Origin of the sequence: Nocardioides luteus (assembly GCF_015752315.1) — a bacterium.
Classification (GTDB): domain Bacteria; phylum Actinomycetota; class Actinomycetes; order Propionibacteriales; family Nocardioidaceae; genus Nocardioides.
Genome location: NZ_JADOVJ010000001.1, coordinates 1,648,908 through 1,663,268 on the forward strand (window position 1 = coordinate 1,648,908; position 14,361 = coordinate 1,663,268).

The 14,361-nt window shown below is 71.2% G+C and carries 12 protein-coding genes; 5 read left to right on the top strand and 7 right to left on the bottom strand.

Annotated elements, in window-relative coordinates; genetic code table 11:
* Window positions 1-3: 3 nt before the first annotated feature.
* Window positions 4-1,830 (bottom strand): flavin-containing monooxygenase, encoded by a 1,827-nt coding sequence (locus HD557_RS07870; protein ID WP_196873480.1) that lies wholly within the window; start codon window positions 1,828-1,830, stop codon window positions 4-6.
* Window positions 1,831-1,937: 107 nt separating this feature from the next.
* On the opposite strand from HD557_RS07870, the gene HD557_RS07875 reads away from it, so the two are divergent.
* The 3 genes from HD557_RS07875 to HD557_RS07885 all read left to right on the top strand — a co-directional run bounded on the left by HD557_RS07875 (window position 1,938) and on the right by HD557_RS07885 (window position 6,311).
* Window positions 1,938-3,119 (top strand): GAF domain-containing protein, encoded by a 1,182-nt coding sequence (locus HD557_RS07875; RefSeq protein ID WP_196873481.1) that lies wholly within the window; start codon window positions 1,938-1,940, stop codon window positions 3,117-3,119.
* A gap of 97 nt (window positions 3,120-3,216) precedes the next feature.
* Window positions 3,217-3,927: an ABC transporter ATP-binding protein gene (locus HD557_RS07880; RefSeq protein ID WP_008358043.1), complete on the top strand. Its 711-nt coding sequence runs from the start codon at window positions 3,217-3,219 to the stop codon at window positions 3,925-3,927.
* 8 nt (window positions 3,928-3,935) lie between these two features.
* Complete coding sequence (locus HD557_RS07885) at window positions 3,936-6,311, top strand: ABC transporter permease (RefSeq protein ID WP_307785562.1); 2,376 nt, start codon at window positions 3,936-3,938, stop codon at window positions 6,309-6,311.
* 132 nt (window positions 6,312-6,443) lie between these two features.
* On the opposite strand, the gene HD557_RS07890 is transcribed toward HD557_RS07885, so the two are convergent.
* A complete protein-coding gene (locus HD557_RS07890; protein ID WP_196873483.1) occupies window positions 6,444-7,379 on the bottom strand; it encodes a TerC family protein in 936 nt (311 codons plus the stop codon).
* A 202-nt stretch (window positions 7,380-7,581) separates the two neighbouring features.
* Between HD557_RS07890 and HD557_RS07895 the strand changes: the two genes are divergently transcribed.
* Together HD557_RS07895 and HD557_RS07900 are read left to right on the top strand one after the other, a co-directional pair.
* Window positions 7,582-8,964, top strand: coding sequence for an FAD-binding oxidoreductase (locus HD557_RS07895; RefSeq protein WP_196873484.1), 1,383 nt, complete (start codon window positions 7,582-7,584; stop codon window positions 8,962-8,964).
* A gap of 24 nt (window positions 8,965-8,988) precedes the next feature.
* A complete protein-coding gene (locus HD557_RS07900) occupies window positions 8,989-9,816 on the top strand; it encodes a hypothetical protein (protein ID WP_008358035.1) in 828 nt (275 codons plus the stop codon).
* Here the strand turns inward: HD557_RS07900 and HD557_RS07905 are convergent.
* The 5 genes from HD557_RS07905 to HD557_RS07925 form a co-directional block, all read right to left on the bottom strand.
* On the bottom strand, window positions 9,806-11,509 hold the full coding sequence (locus HD557_RS07905; RefSeq protein WP_008358033.1) for a copper resistance CopC/CopD family protein: 1,704 nt from the start codon (window positions 11,507-11,509) through the stop codon (window positions 9,806-9,808). The two genes, HD557_RS07900 and HD557_RS07905, sit on opposite strands and share 11 nt — an antisense overlap.
* Window positions 11,506-12,216, bottom strand: coding sequence for a YcnI family copper-binding membrane protein (locus HD557_RS07910; RefSeq protein WP_008358031.1), 711 nt, complete (start codon window positions 12,214-12,216; stop codon window positions 11,506-11,508). The genes HD557_RS07905 and HD557_RS07910 overlap by 4 nt, the downstream gene beginning before the upstream one ends.
* 65 nt (window positions 12,217-12,281) lie before the next feature.
* A complete protein-coding gene (locus HD557_RS07915; RefSeq protein ID WP_374221697.1) occupies window positions 12,282-12,803 on the bottom strand; it encodes a cell division protein FtsQ in 522 nt (173 codons plus the stop codon).
* An 86-nt stretch (window positions 12,804-12,889) separates the two neighbouring features.
* Window positions 12,890-13,519, bottom strand: a complete 630-nt coding sequence (locus HD557_RS07920; protein ID WP_008358027.1) for a 3-oxoacid CoA-transferase subunit B — start codon at window positions 13,517-13,519, stop codon at window positions 12,890-12,892.
* A 1-nt stretch (window position 13,520) separates the two neighbouring features.
* Window positions 13,521-14,285: a CoA transferase subunit A gene (locus tag HD557_RS07925; RefSeq protein WP_008358026.1), complete on the bottom strand. Its 765-nt coding sequence runs from the start codon at window positions 14,283-14,285 to the stop codon at window positions 13,521-13,523.
* Window positions 14,286-14,361 lie beyond the last annotated feature (76 nt).

Below are 14,361 nucleotides of genomic sequence, written 5' to 3' on the forward strand. Positions count from 1 at the left end.
TCCCTACGAGAGGTGATGCACCGGCGCCAGGTTGTAGACCGGCGTCTCGATCCCCTCGAACCGGGCCTTGAGCTGCAGCGCGAGGTAGAGCGAGTAGTGGCGCGACTGGTGCAGGTTGCCGCCGTGGAACCACAGCGCCTCCTGCTGGGTCGGCTTCCACATGTTGCGCTGCTCGCCCTCCCAGGGGCCGGGGTCCTTGGTGGTGTCGGAGCCCAGGCCCCAGCACTTCCCGACGCGGTCGGCGACCTCCTGGCTGATCAGGTCGGCGGCCCAGCCGTTCATGGAGCCGTAGCCGGTGGCGTACACGACCAGATCGGCGGGGAGCTCGGTGCCGTCCTCGAGAACGACGGCGGACGAGGTCAGATGCGAGACCTGGCCCTGCGCGAGCTTGACCGACCCGTCGGCGACCAGCTCGGCCGAGCCCACGTCGATGTAGTAGCCCGAGCCGCGGCGCAGGTACTTCATGAACAGCCCCGAGCCGTCGTCGCCCCAGTCGTGCCGGAACCCGGCCTTCTCCAGGCGTGCGTAGAAGTCGGCGTCGCGCTCGGCCATCTGCTGGTAGAGCGGGATCTGGAACTCGTGCATGATCCGGTAGGGGAGCGAGGCGAAGACCAGGTCGGCCTTCTCCGTGGTCATCCCGGAGGCGACCGCGCGCTCGGAGTAGAGGTCGCCGAGGCCGATGTCCATCAGCGTGTCGCTCTTCACGATGTGGGTCGAGGACCGCTGCACCATCGTCACGTCGGCGCCGTGCTCGAACAGCGCGCCGCAGATGTCGAAGGCGGAGTTGTTGGACCCGATCACGACCACCCGCTTGCCCTCGTACGCATCCGGCCCCGGGTGCTGGGAGGAGTGGTGCTGCTCGCCCTCGAAGATGTCCATGCCGGGCAGGTCGGGGATGTTCGGCTTGCCGGACATCCCGGTGGCCATGATGAGCTGCTTCGGGTGGAGGGTGATCTCCTCCCCGCCACGCTCGACGGCGACCGTCCACTCCCCGTCCTCCTCCGAGTAGGAGGCGCTGGTGGCCGTGGTCGAGGACCAGTAGGGCACCTCCATCACCTTGACGTAGGACTCCAGCCAGTCGCCGATCTTGTCCTTGGGCGCGAAGACCGGCCAGTTGTCGGGGAACTTCAGGTAGGGCAGGTGGTCGTACCAGACCGGGTCGTGCAGGCACAGCGACTTGTAACGGCCGCGCCACTGGTCACCGGGCCGCTCGTAGCGGTCGATCACGAGCGACGGTACGCCGAGCTGGCGCAGCCGCGCACCGAGCGCGATGCCGCCCTGCCCGCCACCGATGACCAGCACGTACGGCTGCTCGGTCAGGCCCAGCGTCTCCGCCTCGGCCTGCCGCTTCTCGGCCCAGGTGACCCGGTCGCGGTTGACGCCGTGCTCGGCACCCTTCGGGCGACGTTCGCCGCGGGGCTCCTCGTGGCCCTTGAGCTCGTAGAGCGTGGTCAGGAACGTCCACGCCTTGGGGCGGTCACCCTCGACCTTGAGCCGCAGCAGCCCGCGGCCGCGCCCGACGGCGGTCTCGAACGTGAACCACGCCGTGGTCACGCCGTCCGCGGTCGCCTCGGGCTCCTCGAGCGCGAAGCCGGAGGGATCGACCCGTTCCAGCGTGGCCGAGAGCAGGTCGGTGACCCCGGTCGGGTCCTCGACGGTGGTGATGTTCCAGGAGAAGGCGACCAGGTCGCGCCAGAAGCTCTTGGTGGCGAACAGGCCGGCGGCCCGAGGGATGTCGCGCGCCTTCAGGGCGGCTTCGAAGTCGGTGAGCCAGGTCTGCGCCGGACCGCTCTGCACGGCCGCGGGAGGGGGTTCGAGTGTCTGCGTCATGGCACCAGCACACCGCCGCGCGGGTGCCGGAGAAAGGGTTGCAACGGATTGCATGTGGCGCGGGTCACAGCAATGCACCTACCCTCGGAGGCGGAGGTGGACGCCAGATGACAGTGACCGGAGCAGTGCCGGCGGGAGCAGACCTGCCGCGCCTCGCCCGCGACCTCGTACGCGTCCACGACGCCGTCCTGTCCGGCAGCCGCCCGCCGAGCACGCCCAGGATCCTGGTCGAGCGCTCCTGGCGCCGGGTGATGAGCATGGGCCTGGAGCCCGGCAGCAGCAACGGCAGACGTACGCCGTCGGCGGCCGAGTGTGCGGCCAGGAGAGCCCGCTCGCCGCTGGCGACGGTGATCGGCGACCTCCGCGCGGTGCTGACCTCGGCGGCGGATGCCGCGACATACCTGATGGTGGTCACCGACGCCGAGGGTGTGGTGCTGTGGCGCGAGGGGTCGGCGCGGGTGCTCAAGATCGCCGACCAGCTCGGCTTCGTCGAGGGCGCGCTGTGGACCGAGCGCGCGGTCGGCACCAACGCCATCGGCACCGCGCTGGCCGAGGCCGCGCCGGTCGAGCTCTTCTCCGCGGAGCACTTCGAGCAGGCCCAGCATCCCTGGTACTGCACCGCCGCCCCGATCCACGATCCCCGCACCGGAGCGCTTCTCGGCGTCGTCGACGTCAGCGGGCCCGCGCTGACCCTGCACCCGGCGATCGGCGCCCTGGTCGAGAGCGCGGTGCGCCTGGCCGAGATGAGCCTGTGGCGCCACCACCAGGAGTGGCTCGAGCGGCTGCGCCGCGAGACCGACCACGTCGTCTCCGCCGTCGAGGGTCCGCTGCTGGTCGTCGACGACGACGGCTGGGTCGCCCACCACGCCGGGATGGCCGCCCGCGACCGGATCGCGGCACCCCGGCAGGACAAGATGCTGACCGTCCCGGGCCTGGGGCTGTGCCTGCCCGAGCGGGTCGGCGAGCGCGGCTGGCTGGTCCGGCCCACCTCGTCAGGGGCGGGAAGCCTGACCGCCCGGCTCGATCCGGACGGCACTCTGGAGGTCGTCTCGGAGTCGGGCAGCTGGCGCACGACGTTGACCCGGCGCCACGTCGAGATCCTCACCCTCGTGGACCGGGCCGGTCCACAGGGCCTCACCGCCCGCGGGCTCAGCGAGGCCGTCTTCGGCGACGCCGAGCACATCGTCACCGTCCGTGCCGAGGTCTCCCGGCTGCGCCGCTCGATCGGCGCCCTGGTCTCGACCAACCCCTACCGCCTGGCCGACGGAGTGACGTTGACCCGGGGATGACCCTGAGCCGACCCTTGCCGATCAACCCCAGGTCGTACGCCGGGATCAGCCCCCAGCCCGATGTGGGCTGACGCCTCCCGACGAGAGGCTCTGGGGCATGACACAGACCTCTGTTCCCACGATGACGGCCGCCGCCCGAGCGGTGGGCCTGACCAAGACCTATGGCAAGGGTGCCACCGAGGTGCACGCGCTGCGCGGGGTCGACCTGGAGATCCGCCGCGGCGCCTTCACCGCGATCATGGGCCCGAGCGGCTCGGGCAAGTCGACGCTGATGCACTGCCTGGCCGGGCTGGACCGCCCGACCTCGGGTGAGGTGGTGGTCGCGGGCCAGCCGCTGGAGAACCTCAACGACGACCAGCTGACCGTCTTCCGCCGGGAGAACGTCGGCTTCGTCTTCCAGGCGTTCAACCTGCTGCCGATGCTGACCGCCGGCCAGAACATCCAGCTCCCGCTGGAGCTGGCCGGCAAGCGGGTGACCGACGAGACCCGTGCCCGGGCGCAGATGATCGCCGACACCCTCGGCATCGGCAAGCGCCTGGGCCACAAGCCCTCCGAGCTCTCCGGCGGCCAGCAGCAGCGCGTGGCGATCGCCCGTGCGCTGGTCACCCAGCCCGCGATCCTGTTCGCCGACGAGCCCACCGGAAACCTCGACTCCGAGACCTCGGCCGAGGTGCTCGACCACCTCCGGCGCAGCGTCCGCGAGCTCGGCCAGACCGTGGTCATGGTGACCCACGAGGCCTCCGCCGCTGCGTACGCCGACGAGATCGTCACCGTCAAGGACGGGCACATCGAAGGGGTGACGCGCTGATGCGGACGGTGTTGTTCGCATCCCTGCGAACCTACGCCCGCCGGTACGCCGCGGCCGTGGTGGCGGTCGTCGCCGCGGTCGCGCTGATCGTGGTCACCAACGCGCTGACCTCGGCGACGAAGTCGGGCCTGTTCGCGGGCATCGACGCGCCGTTCCGGAACGCGGTCGGTGCGGTCGACTTCCCGAGCGAGGAGGTCACCGAGAAGTACGTCGAGAAGGGCGGCTGGGCGCTGGCCGCCTCGATGCAGCCGGTCCGGACCGAGAAGACCATGCTTGGCCAGGAGATCATGGTCGGCGCGGTCTCCACCGAGAAGCGCTGGCAGTGGCAGGAGCTCGAGTCGGGCCGGTTTCCGACCCGCGCCGGCGAGGCCGTCGTCGACGCCAACGCCGCCAAGACCAACAAGGTCGCCATCGGCGACACCCTGAAGGTCGGCACCGGGAAGTCGGCGGTCGAGACGACCGTGGTCGGTCTCGTGGACGCGCCGTCGATGTGGTCCGCGCCGGTCTACGTCACCTGGCCCGAGATGCAGGGCTGGAAGAACCAGTACGTCCAGACCGTGATGACCGCCGGCACCGGCGACGAGGCCGACAACTGGATGAACACCGACGACTACCTCACCGAGCTGCAGACCCAGCTCAACAAGGAGGTCAACGTCGTCGCGTACATGGTCCTGATCTTCGCCTTCATCGCGCTGTTCGTCTCCGTGCTGGTCATCACCAACACCTTCTCGATCCTGTTCGCCCAGCGGATGCGCGACTTCGCGCTGCTGCGGGCGATGGGCGCCACGAAGCGCCAGGTCCTGAGGTCGGTACGCCGCGAGGCGCTCGCCCTCGGCCTGCTCGCCTCGCTGCTCGGTCTGGTCGTGGGCGCCGTCCTCGGCTGGGGGATCGTCGCGGTGGTGCGGCAGCTCGCCGAGACCGCGCCGCTGGGCGACGTCTCCCTGGAGTGGCCGTGGCTCCTCAGCGCCTTCGTCCTCGGCACCCTCACCACCCTGGTCGCCTCCTGGCTGCCCACCCGCCGCCTGATGCGGCTCAGCCCGCTGGCCGCGCTGCGTCCGCAGGAGGGCTTCGACGTACGCGGCGCCGGCATGTTCCGGCTCGGGCTGGGCGGGCTCGCGACGCTGGCCGGTGTCGCGATCATCTTCGTGGCCGTCGGCTGGGACGACGCGCAGACCGGGATGCTGATCGTGCTGGTCGGCTGCGGGGTCACGTTCATCGGCGTGATGCTCCTCGGGCCGGCTCTGGTGCCGGGTCTGGTGCGGATCGCCGGGTCGGCCCTGGCGCGGGTCGCCGGATCGCCGGCGAAGCTGGCCGCGGCCAACGCCGGACGCAACCCGAAGCGCACCGCCGCCACCGCGGCCTCGCTGCTGGTCGGCGTCACGCTCACCACCGGCGTACTCACCGGGATGAACACCATCCGCGCCGCCACGCTGGACGAGATGGCGAAGCAGCACCCGATCGACATCGCGCTGCAGGCGGAGTCCGCACCGCTGGCCGACTCGGTCCTCGGGGACTCGAAGGCGGTCCCGGGCGTCGCGGACGCGGTCGCCGTACCGGGTGCGCTGGCCTCGGTCGAGGCCGACGGCAAGCCCGTCCCGGTGCCGGTCGTCGCCCCGCCCGCGGGCGACATCGCGATGAAGGACCTCACCGTGAAGCCGGGCACGATGGTGGTCTCGCCGGTCGCCGCCTCGACCTTCGTGGAGAACTCCTTCGAGGCGTCGGGGGAGAAGGTCGAGCTGGCCGTCGGTGGCCGGAAAGTCACCGTGACCCTGGACGTACGCGAGATCGACGGTGCCGCGCAGATCTCCGCGGCCACGCTGCGCGAGCTGACCGCCGACCCGCAGACGTACGCCGTCTGGGTCCGCGCCGACGCCGGAGCCGACCCGGAGGACCTGGCGGGGGCGCTCGGGGTGCTCGCCCCGGACGCCGAGCTGATCAACGGCAAGGCTCAGCGGGCCTGGGTCGAGCTCCAGCTGGACGTGTTCACCTGGGCGGTGATCGGGCTGCTCGCGATCTCGGTGCTGATCGCGCTGGCGGGCATCGCCAACACGCTGGGCCTCTCGGTGCTCGAGCGTGGTCGTGAGCACGCGCTGCTGCGGGCCCTGGGCCTGACCAAGCGTCAGCTGCGGCGGACGCTGGCCGCCGAGGCGGTGCTGCTCTCCGCGGTCGCCGCCGTGGTCGGCACGGCGCTGGGCGTCTTCTTCGCCTGGGGCGGCAGCGAGATCCTCATCGGTGACATGCTGCCCGACGCCAGCTTCGACCCGCCGGTGCTGCAGCTGATCGGTGTCGTGGTCGTCGCCGGCGTGGCCGGCCTGGTCTCCTGCGTGGTGCCCTCCAAGCGGGCCACCAGGGTCAGCCCGGCGGAGGGACTCGCGCTGGACTGACCCGGTCGGGACTGTGTTGGTCTCGACACGGACTCGTTCGTTCCTCACGAGTCCGGCTCGACCGACGGGATGGCCCGTCGGTCGAGCCGCGAGGCCGCCCGCGGCCGAGCGTGTCGAGACCAACACGGTCGCCTACTTGTTCGTCTTCTCCAGGTCCTTGGTCTCCTCCTGAGCCTCCGTGCGCGCGGAGGCGATCAGGCTGGTGGTGACCGTGACGGCGAGGATGCCGACGATGATCACCAGCGAGAGCCACGTCGGCACGACCGGGACACCGTCCCAGTGGCCGTGGGCCCAGTGCAGGCCGAGCTTCACGCCGATGAAGGCAAGGATCGCGGCCAGACCGTAGGAGAGGTGGACCAGCTTGGACAGCGCACCCTCGAGCACGAAGTAGAGGGCTCGCAGGCCGAGCAGGGCGAACGCGTTGGTGGCGAAGACGAGGTAGGGGTCGCCGGTGATGCCGTAGACCGCGGGCACCGAGTCGACCGCGAAGATGATGTCGGTCGCGAAGATCGCGAGCACCACGATGGCCATCGGCTTCAGGCCGATCTTGCGGCCGATGCGTACGGCCAGCATCTCGTCGGGGTCGACCTTCTGGTCGTGGCCCTGGAGCGCCTCGACGAAGAGCTTCACCGCGGTGACCAGCAGGATCGCACCGAAGATCAGGAAGACGATGTCCCACTGGGACAGCGCCGCGGCGCCCAGGGCGATGAAGATGCCGCGCAGCACGAGCGCGCCGACGATGCCGAAGAGCAGCACCTTCTGCTGCAGGTGGCGTGGCACCGCGAAGGCCGCGAGCAGCAGCATGAAGACAAACAGGTTGTCGACGCTGAGCGACTTCTCGACGATGTAGCCGGTGTAGTACTCGAACCCGGTCTGGCTGCCGTGGGCGTTCCAGACCCAGACGCCGAAGGCGAGCGGTAGCGCGACGTAGAAGGCCGACCAGCCGATGGCCTCCTTCATGGAGACGTCGTGGGGCTTGCGGGTCAGGACGAAGTCGAGGGAGATCAGCACCACGACGGCGGCGATGGTGACGGCCCACAGGGTGGGCGTGGCGATGGAATGCAGCATGCAGGGTCCTCAGGCGTGTCGATGAAACGTCTGAGGTCTCCCTCACCCCGGATCGGGGTGTCATTCCGGGACGGTGTCGGCACCGACGTACTGACCGGAATGAACTTGGTGAGGTACTCCCCTCGAGGTAAAGCGTATCGGTAACGCCGAACGGGTGTGCAAATCGTGGTCAAGGACGTCGGCCGGACGACACAATGGCGCGATGACGACGGAGTCACAGCCTTCCCTGGTCGACGACCTCTCCGCCAGCGTCTCCGAGGTGGTGACCGACGAGCTCTCGCTGCTGGCCGCCTCGACCGACCGGTCCGGATCGGTCGCCGCCGGTCTCCCGCTCGCCGTGGTGAGAGCCCACAGCGTCGCGGACGTCCAGGCGGCGATGCGGGTGGCCTCGGCACACCGGGTACCGGTCGTCCCGCGGGGCACGGGCACCGGGCTGGCCGGGGGAGCGGTGGCCGGCGCAGGCCACCTCGTCGTCGACCTGTCCGCGATGGACCGGATCCTCGAGCTCGACCCGGTCGACGAGCTGGCGGTCGTCGAGCCTGGTGTGCTCACCGCACGGCTGGACGCCGCGGCCGCCGAGGCGGGCCTGAGGTACGCACCCGACCCGGCCTCCGCGGCGATCTGCTCGATCGGCGGCAACATCGCCACCAACGCCGGCGGGCTGCGGTGCGTGAAGTACGGCGTCACCCGGGAGGCGGTCCTGGGCCTCGACGTCGTCCTCGCCGACGGCACCCTGATCCACACCGGCCGGCGCACCATGAAGGGCGTCGCCGGGCTCGACCTCACCGCCCTCTTCGTCGGCTCCGAGGGCACCCTGGGTGTCGTCGTCGGGGCGACCCTGAGGCTCAGGCCACGGCCGGTCTCCACGCTGACGGCGTCCGCTGCATACGCCTCGGTGGCGGCGGCCGCACGCGCCTGTGCCGAGGTCGCCGCCGCCCGGCGGCTACCGTCGATGCTGGAGCTCATCGACCGGCGGTGTCTCGAGGCGATCGACCGGTTCGCGGGCACCTCGTATGCCGCCCGCGGTGATGCGCTGGTGATCGCCCAGGCCGACGGGCCCGCGGCGGAGTCGGAGATCGAGGCGATCGCGGCCGTGCTCGGCAAGGAGGCCACCTGGATCGAGCAGGGTGTCGACGAGGGCTCCTCCGACCGTCTCGTCGCGACCCGTCGTCAGGTCCTGCCGGCCATCGAGGCCGAGGGTGCCTTCTTCATCGAGGACATCTGCGTGCCCCGCTCCCGGCTCGCCGAGGCGGTGGAGCGGATCTCCGAGATCGCGGACCGCCACGGCGTACGCATCTACACCCTCGCCCACGCCGGCGACGGCAACCTCCACCCGGTCATCGGCTGGGACCCTTCGCCCGGTGACGTCCCGGGCGTGATGCCGCCGGCGGAGACCGCCGCGGGCGACGAGATCTTCGGGCTCGCCCTCGAGCTCGGTGGCACCACCACCGGCGAGCACGGGGTCGGCCGGCTCAAGCGTGCTTGGCTCGAGCCCGAGCTCGGGGCCGACTCGATCGACGTCCAGCATCGGATCAAGGCGGCCCTGGACCCGCTGGGGATTCTCAATCCTGGTGTCGGGATCTGACCAACGCCATGACACTCTTTACCCGTGCGTGTCGGAATTGCTGCTGTCGTTCTGTGTCTCGGTCTTGCGGTCACCCTGATCGCCTGCGGCGGCGAGCCGGAGGCGGCCGACCCCACCTCGACCCCGAGCGTGGCGACGGTCGTGACCGAGATCGAGGGCGCCGACGGCACGTCTGCGACCGCGGGCGGCTACACGCTCGGTGACGTCCGGCTGCCGGCCGAGGCGGGCACCCCGGGCACGGTGAGCTTCACGATCACCAAGGACGGCGACCCGGTCACCGATTACATCGAGGAGCAGACCAAGGACCTCCACCTCTACGTCGTGCGCGACGACCTGGAGGTCTTCCGCCACCTGCACCCGGCCCAGGGTGAGCCCGGCGCCTGGTCCGGCGACCTGACCCTGCCGGCCGGCGGCACCTATCGGGTGGTCGTCGAGTTCGCCGCCCGGACTCCCGACGGCAAGGGGGACCAGGCGATGCTCGGCGCGACGGCGGAGGTCGCGGGGCCGGCCGAGGTGGACGTACCGGGCTCCGACGACGGCACCGTCATCGCCGCGCTGGAGGAGACCCCGAAGCCCGGGATCGACCAGGAGATCGGTGTCCTGCTCTCCGACCCCGCCGGCAAGCCGGTCAACCTCGGCACCTACCTCGGCGTCTACGCGCACGTGACCGCGTTCAGCCGCGAGACCGGCGAGGTCATCCACCTGCACCCGCTCGGCGGCCCCGAGAACGGCGAGGACGGCACCCGCCTCGGCATCCACGTGAAGCCGCCGAAGGCGGGTGACTACGTCTTCTTCGTGCAGGCGCGCGTCGACGGGATGATCCACACGCTCCGGCTCCCGGTCACTGTCTGACGGGGAACTCCAGCACGCCCAGCGGGCTCTCGAACTCACCGAGCCGCAGCCCGACGGTGGCCTCCCAGGTGCCGCCCTTGGGCAGCACGACGTCGGCCTCCCAGGTGCCCGCGCCGACCGACCGCAGGCCGAGACTGCCCAGGTCGACGTCGCCCGAGCGCAGCTTGGCGGTCGGGATCGCGGCCGCCTCGACCGGCTCGCCGGCCGCGTCCTGGATCTGCAGCCGGAGCACGTTCGGACCCGGACCCGCGGGGGTCAGGGTCGCGTAGACCCGGTGGTCGTCGCCGAGCTCCGCGGCCTGGGTGTTGGTCTGCGCGACCGTGGCCGTGCCGGCCCCGGTCGAGCCGGCGCCCGCCTGCGGCGGCTGGTCGACCAGGAAGCCGGTGACGCCGAGGACGACGACGAGCACGCCCGCCTCCATCAGTACCGCGCGGCGCAGCATCGAGCCCGCCTCGACGGTGTCGTCGTGGCCGGCCGCCTGGCGGACGCGGGGGAGGACCAGCAGCCGGTTGCCGGCCGCCATCACCGCGACCGCGACGACCAGGGCGATCTTGGTCATCAGCAGCGTGCCGTAGGTGCTGTTGAGCAGGTTCTCCCAGGAGCCGAGGATCCGCCAGCCCATCAGCACCCCGGAGACCGCGAGCGCGGCCAGGGACGCGGCCGCGAGCGTGGAGAATCGGGTGACGATCTCGGCCGCGACCGCGCCGCGCCGGGTGATCAGCGGCAGGGTCAGCGCGAGACCGACCAGACCGCCCAGCCAGAGCGCACCGGCGACGAGGTGGAGGACGTCGGTGATCGTGACCAGCCAGGCGGGTACGACCGCGCGCGAGTGGCCGACCAGGGCCGGGGCGCAGATCGCGACCAGCCCGGCGGCAGCGGCCAGGCGAGGACGTTCGCGCAGGGCGAGCGCGGCCGCGATGCCGAGGATCCCGACCAGCGCGCTGAGCCACTCCTTGCCGACCGAGGCCGGCGACCAGGCGTCGAAGGTGAGGATCGCGCCCGGTCCGCTCTCGCTCTGCAGCGCACCGCTGGCCGGTGCCAGGGCCACCAGTGCGACCACGGCGACCATGCCGGCGAGGATCTGGACCCGCTGAACGCGGGTGACGGCGCGGTCGGGGACGCGGTGCTCCCCGACGATCACCGCGCGGAACCAGACCAGGCCCACGACCAGCAGCAACGCTGCGTACTGGAGGAACTGGAGGACCCCGTGGATCACGGCCGTCGCCCGCGACGGCTCCGTGGACGGCGGCGGGGCGACGCTGAGGCTCGGGGCGCCGACCGCGAAGGTCAGCGAGCCCGAGATCGGGTGGCCGTCGGCCGACACCGCTCGCCAGGCGACGACGTAGGTGCCGTCGCCGAGGCTGCTCGCCTTCGCGAGCGCGACCTCCATCTCGGTGCCGCTCGCGGTCGCCTCGGAGGTCACCTCCTGACCCTTGGCGTCGTAGACCGTCACGCCCGCCGGAGGCAGCGTCACCGCCTCGTCGAAGGTGAAGGTGATCGTCTCCGGCGCTCGTTCGAGGACCGCCCCCTCCTCGGGGTCGGTGCCGATCAGCGAGGCGTGCGCCTGGGCGGGGGAGATGCCGAGCAGGACCGCGTACGCAGCGGCAGCAAGCACCACCAGCAGCCGAACCAGGCCGCGCCGGCCCGGGCCCCGGTGGTCGGGGCCGGGCCGGCGCGTCAGGGGAGCGCTCACGCCTTACGACGCCCCAGCGCGAGGGCGGTCGAGCCCGCGATCAGGCCGAGGATGCCGGCGCCGGCGCCGACACCGCCCCACAGGTTGCTGTCGTCGTCCTCGGTCTCCACGGCAGTGGCCGGCTCGGCCTTCTCTGCGGACTCCTCGGCGCCATGGCCGTGGCCGTCCTCGGCCTCCGCCGCGGTGACCTCGAAGGACGGGGCCGGGCTCTCGGGCTCCTCCGTGGCGCCTTCGGGGGTCTCCTCGATCCAGGCGGTCTCGCCCTTCTCGCAGGTCTGCACCGTCGGGAAGGCGAGGGTGCCCTCCTTCTCCGGCAGCTGCAGGGAGACCTCGAAGGCGTCGCGCTGGCCGTCTGGCAGCGGGGTCTTCGCGGTGTAGACGATGGTCGCGTCGCGCTCGGTCAGCTCGTTGCCGTGGGCGTCCTTGATCGGCTCGGCGAGCTTCTCGGTGGTGACCTTCACGTCGTAGAACGGCTGGCGCGTGGGGGTGACCGTGTTGATCCCCTCCGGCACCTGGATGGTGATCTTGTTGGTCGGGGAGCCCTCGCAGCCGTGGCCGACGCTGAAGGTCAGCACGGAGTAGGCGCCGGCCGCGGTCTCGGTCGGGGTGACCGTGACGTGCGCGGAGGCGGGAGCGGCGACCAGGAAAGTGATGGCCGCGGCAGCGATGGCGGGCGCGCCGAGGCGCGCGAGGGTACGTCGAGACATGGTTGATGCTTTCTGTGGAGTGTCTGCATGGTCGGGCGTGGGTGCCCGGGTGTCGGGTCGGGTCCTCAGGCGAGGACCGGCGGCCCGCGGCCGGCAGCGACGTACGTCCACAGGTGGTTGCGCAGAGCGATCGTCTGCGTCAGAGGGAGAAGGCGGAGCAGGATCGGGGTCCGCGGCGTCGTGAGCGCCCGGGAGATGACCTGCCAGGCCCGGCGGTGCAGCAGCCAGACGACGACGGTGAGCACCGCGGCCGCGGCGTGGGCGACCAGCATCGAGGAGTCGCCCGCGCCGGTCGAGTGCGCGTGGGCGGCAGGGGCTGCGTACGCCTCGAAGGCCTCGTGCATCCCCAGCTGCGCCGCCCCGGCCAGCACCGCCCCCAGGACGATCCCGACTCGTCGCTGCAGCACCACGACGCCTGCTCCGAAGGCAGCGAAACCCGTCGCCACCAGCCACAACGCGTCCGGCAGCTCCCCGCCGCCGGCCAGGTGGGCCAGGCTGGACCCGGTGGTGATCTCCACCGCCGCGAGCAGCGCCAGCCACACGCTCCCGCGCGTCGGCCGCACCACCCTCAGATCCACGCCGGACATTGTCGCAGACATGCCGAGCCGTCACGTACGTCGGCCGAGACGTCACACCCGTGACGTCTCGGCCGACGCGGCTGACCTCTCGGCGGTCAGCGGAGGATCGGCGGCTCGGTCTTCTCCTCGACCTCGTTCAGCGTGACGCCCGGGGCGAGCTCGACGAGGCGCAGGCCCTCGGGAGTGATGTCGAGGACGCACAGGTCGGTGATGATGCGCTGCACGACACCGAGGCCGGTGTAGGGGAGCGAGCACTCCTCGACGATCTTGTAGGAGCCGTCGCGGGCGACGTGCTCCATCAGCACGACGACCTTCTTGGCGCCGTGGACGAGGTCCATCGCGCCGCCCATGCCCTTGACCATCTTGCCGGGGATCATCCAGTTGGCCAGGTCGCCGCCCTTCGAGACCTGCATGGCCCCGAGGATCGCGGCGTCGATCTTGCCGGAGCGGATCATGCCGAAGCTGGTGGCGGAGTCGAAGAAGCTCGCCCCCTTGCGGACGGTGACCGTCTCCTTGCCCGCGTTGATCAGGTCGGGGTCGACGGCGTCCTCGGTCGGGTAGGCGCCGGTGCCGAGGATGCCGTTCTCGCTCTGCAGCACCAGCTCGACGTCGTCGGGGACGTAGTTGGGCACCAGCGTCGGCAGCCCGATCCCGAGGTTGACGTAGTCGCCGTCGGAGAGCTCCGCGGCGGCGCGGGCGGCCATCTCTTCACGTGTCCATGCCATGTCAGCGAACCGTCCTCTTCTCGATGCGCTTGTCGGCGGCCTGTTCGGGGGTCAGGGGCACGACACGGTGGACGTAGACCCCGGGGAGGTGGACGTCGTTCGGCGGGATCTCGCCGGGCTCGACGAGCTCCTCGACCTCCGCGATCGTGATCTGGCCGGCCATCGCGGCCAGCGGGTTGAAGTTGCGGGCGGAGTCCTTGAACAGGAGGTTGCCGTGGCGGTCGCCCTTCCACGCGCGGACGATGCCGAAGTCGGCGACGATCGCCTCCTCGAGCACGAACTCCTGCTCGCCGTTGCGGGTCTCGAAGGTCATCACCGGCTTCTCCGGCGAGGTCTTGATGACGTTGCCGGCGTCGTCGTACTTCCACGGCAGCCCGCCCTGCGCCACCTGCGTGCCGACGCCGGTGCGGGTGTAGAACGCGGCGATGCCGGAGCCGCCCGCGCGCATCCGCTCGGCCAGCGTGCCCTGCGGGGTCAGCTCGACCTCGAGGTCGCCGGAGAGGTACTGCCGCGCGAACTCCTTGTTCTCACCGACGTACGACGCGACGACCCGGCGCAGGCGCCCGGCGCCGAGCAGCAGGCCCAGGCCCCAGTCGTCGACGCCCGCGTTGTTGGAGACCACCTCGAGGTCGGTCACGCCCGCCTCGAGGATTGCGTTGATGAGCACCGAGGGGATGCCGCACAACCCGAAGCCGCCGACCGTGAGGGTCGCTCCGTTCGGGATGTCCGCGACCGCCTCGGCGGCTGAGGAGATGACCTTGTCCATGATGATCAGTCAAGGGCGGGTGCGTCGCTCGGTCAATAGATGATCGCGAGTTCACGCTCGATCTTTCGTTGAACGA

Bases quoted from the DNA above. Each gene is read 5' to 3' on its own strand.
- HD557_RS07870 (WP_196873480.1), bottom strand. From the start codon at position 1,830: ATGACGCAGACACTCGAACCCCCTCCCGCGGCCGTGCAGAGCGGTCCG.
- HD557_RS07875 (WP_196873481.1), top strand. From the start codon at position 1,938: ATGACAGTGACCGGAGCAGTGCCGGCGGGAGCAGACCTGCCGCGCCTC.
- HD557_RS07880 (WP_008358043.1), top strand. From the start codon at position 3,217: ATGACACAGACCTCTGTTCCCACGATGACGGCCGCCGCCCGAGCGGTG.
- HD557_RS07890 (WP_196873483.1), bottom strand. From the start codon at position 7,379: ATGCTGCATTCCATCGCCACGCCCACCCTGTGGGCCGTCACCATCGCC.
- HD557_RS07895 (WP_196873484.1), top strand. From the start codon at position 7,582: ATGACGACGGAGTCACAGCCTTCCCTGGTCGACGACCTCTCCGCCAGC.
- HD557_RS07910 (WP_008358031.1), bottom strand. From the start codon at position 12,216: ATGTCTCGACGTACCCTCGCGCGCCTCGGCGCGCCCGCCATCGCTGCC.
- HD557_RS07915 (WP_374221697.1), bottom strand. From the start codon at position 12,803: ATGTCCGGCGTGGATCTGAGGGTGGTGCGGCCGACGCGCGGGAGCGTG.
- HD557_RS07920 (WP_008358027.1), bottom strand. From the start codon at position 13,519: ATGGCATGGACACGTGAAGAGATGGCCGCCCGCGCCGCCGCGGAGCTC.
- HD557_RS07925 (WP_008358026.1), bottom strand. From the start codon at position 14,285: ATGGACAAGGTCATCTCCTCAGCCGCCGAGGCGGTCGCGGACATCCCG.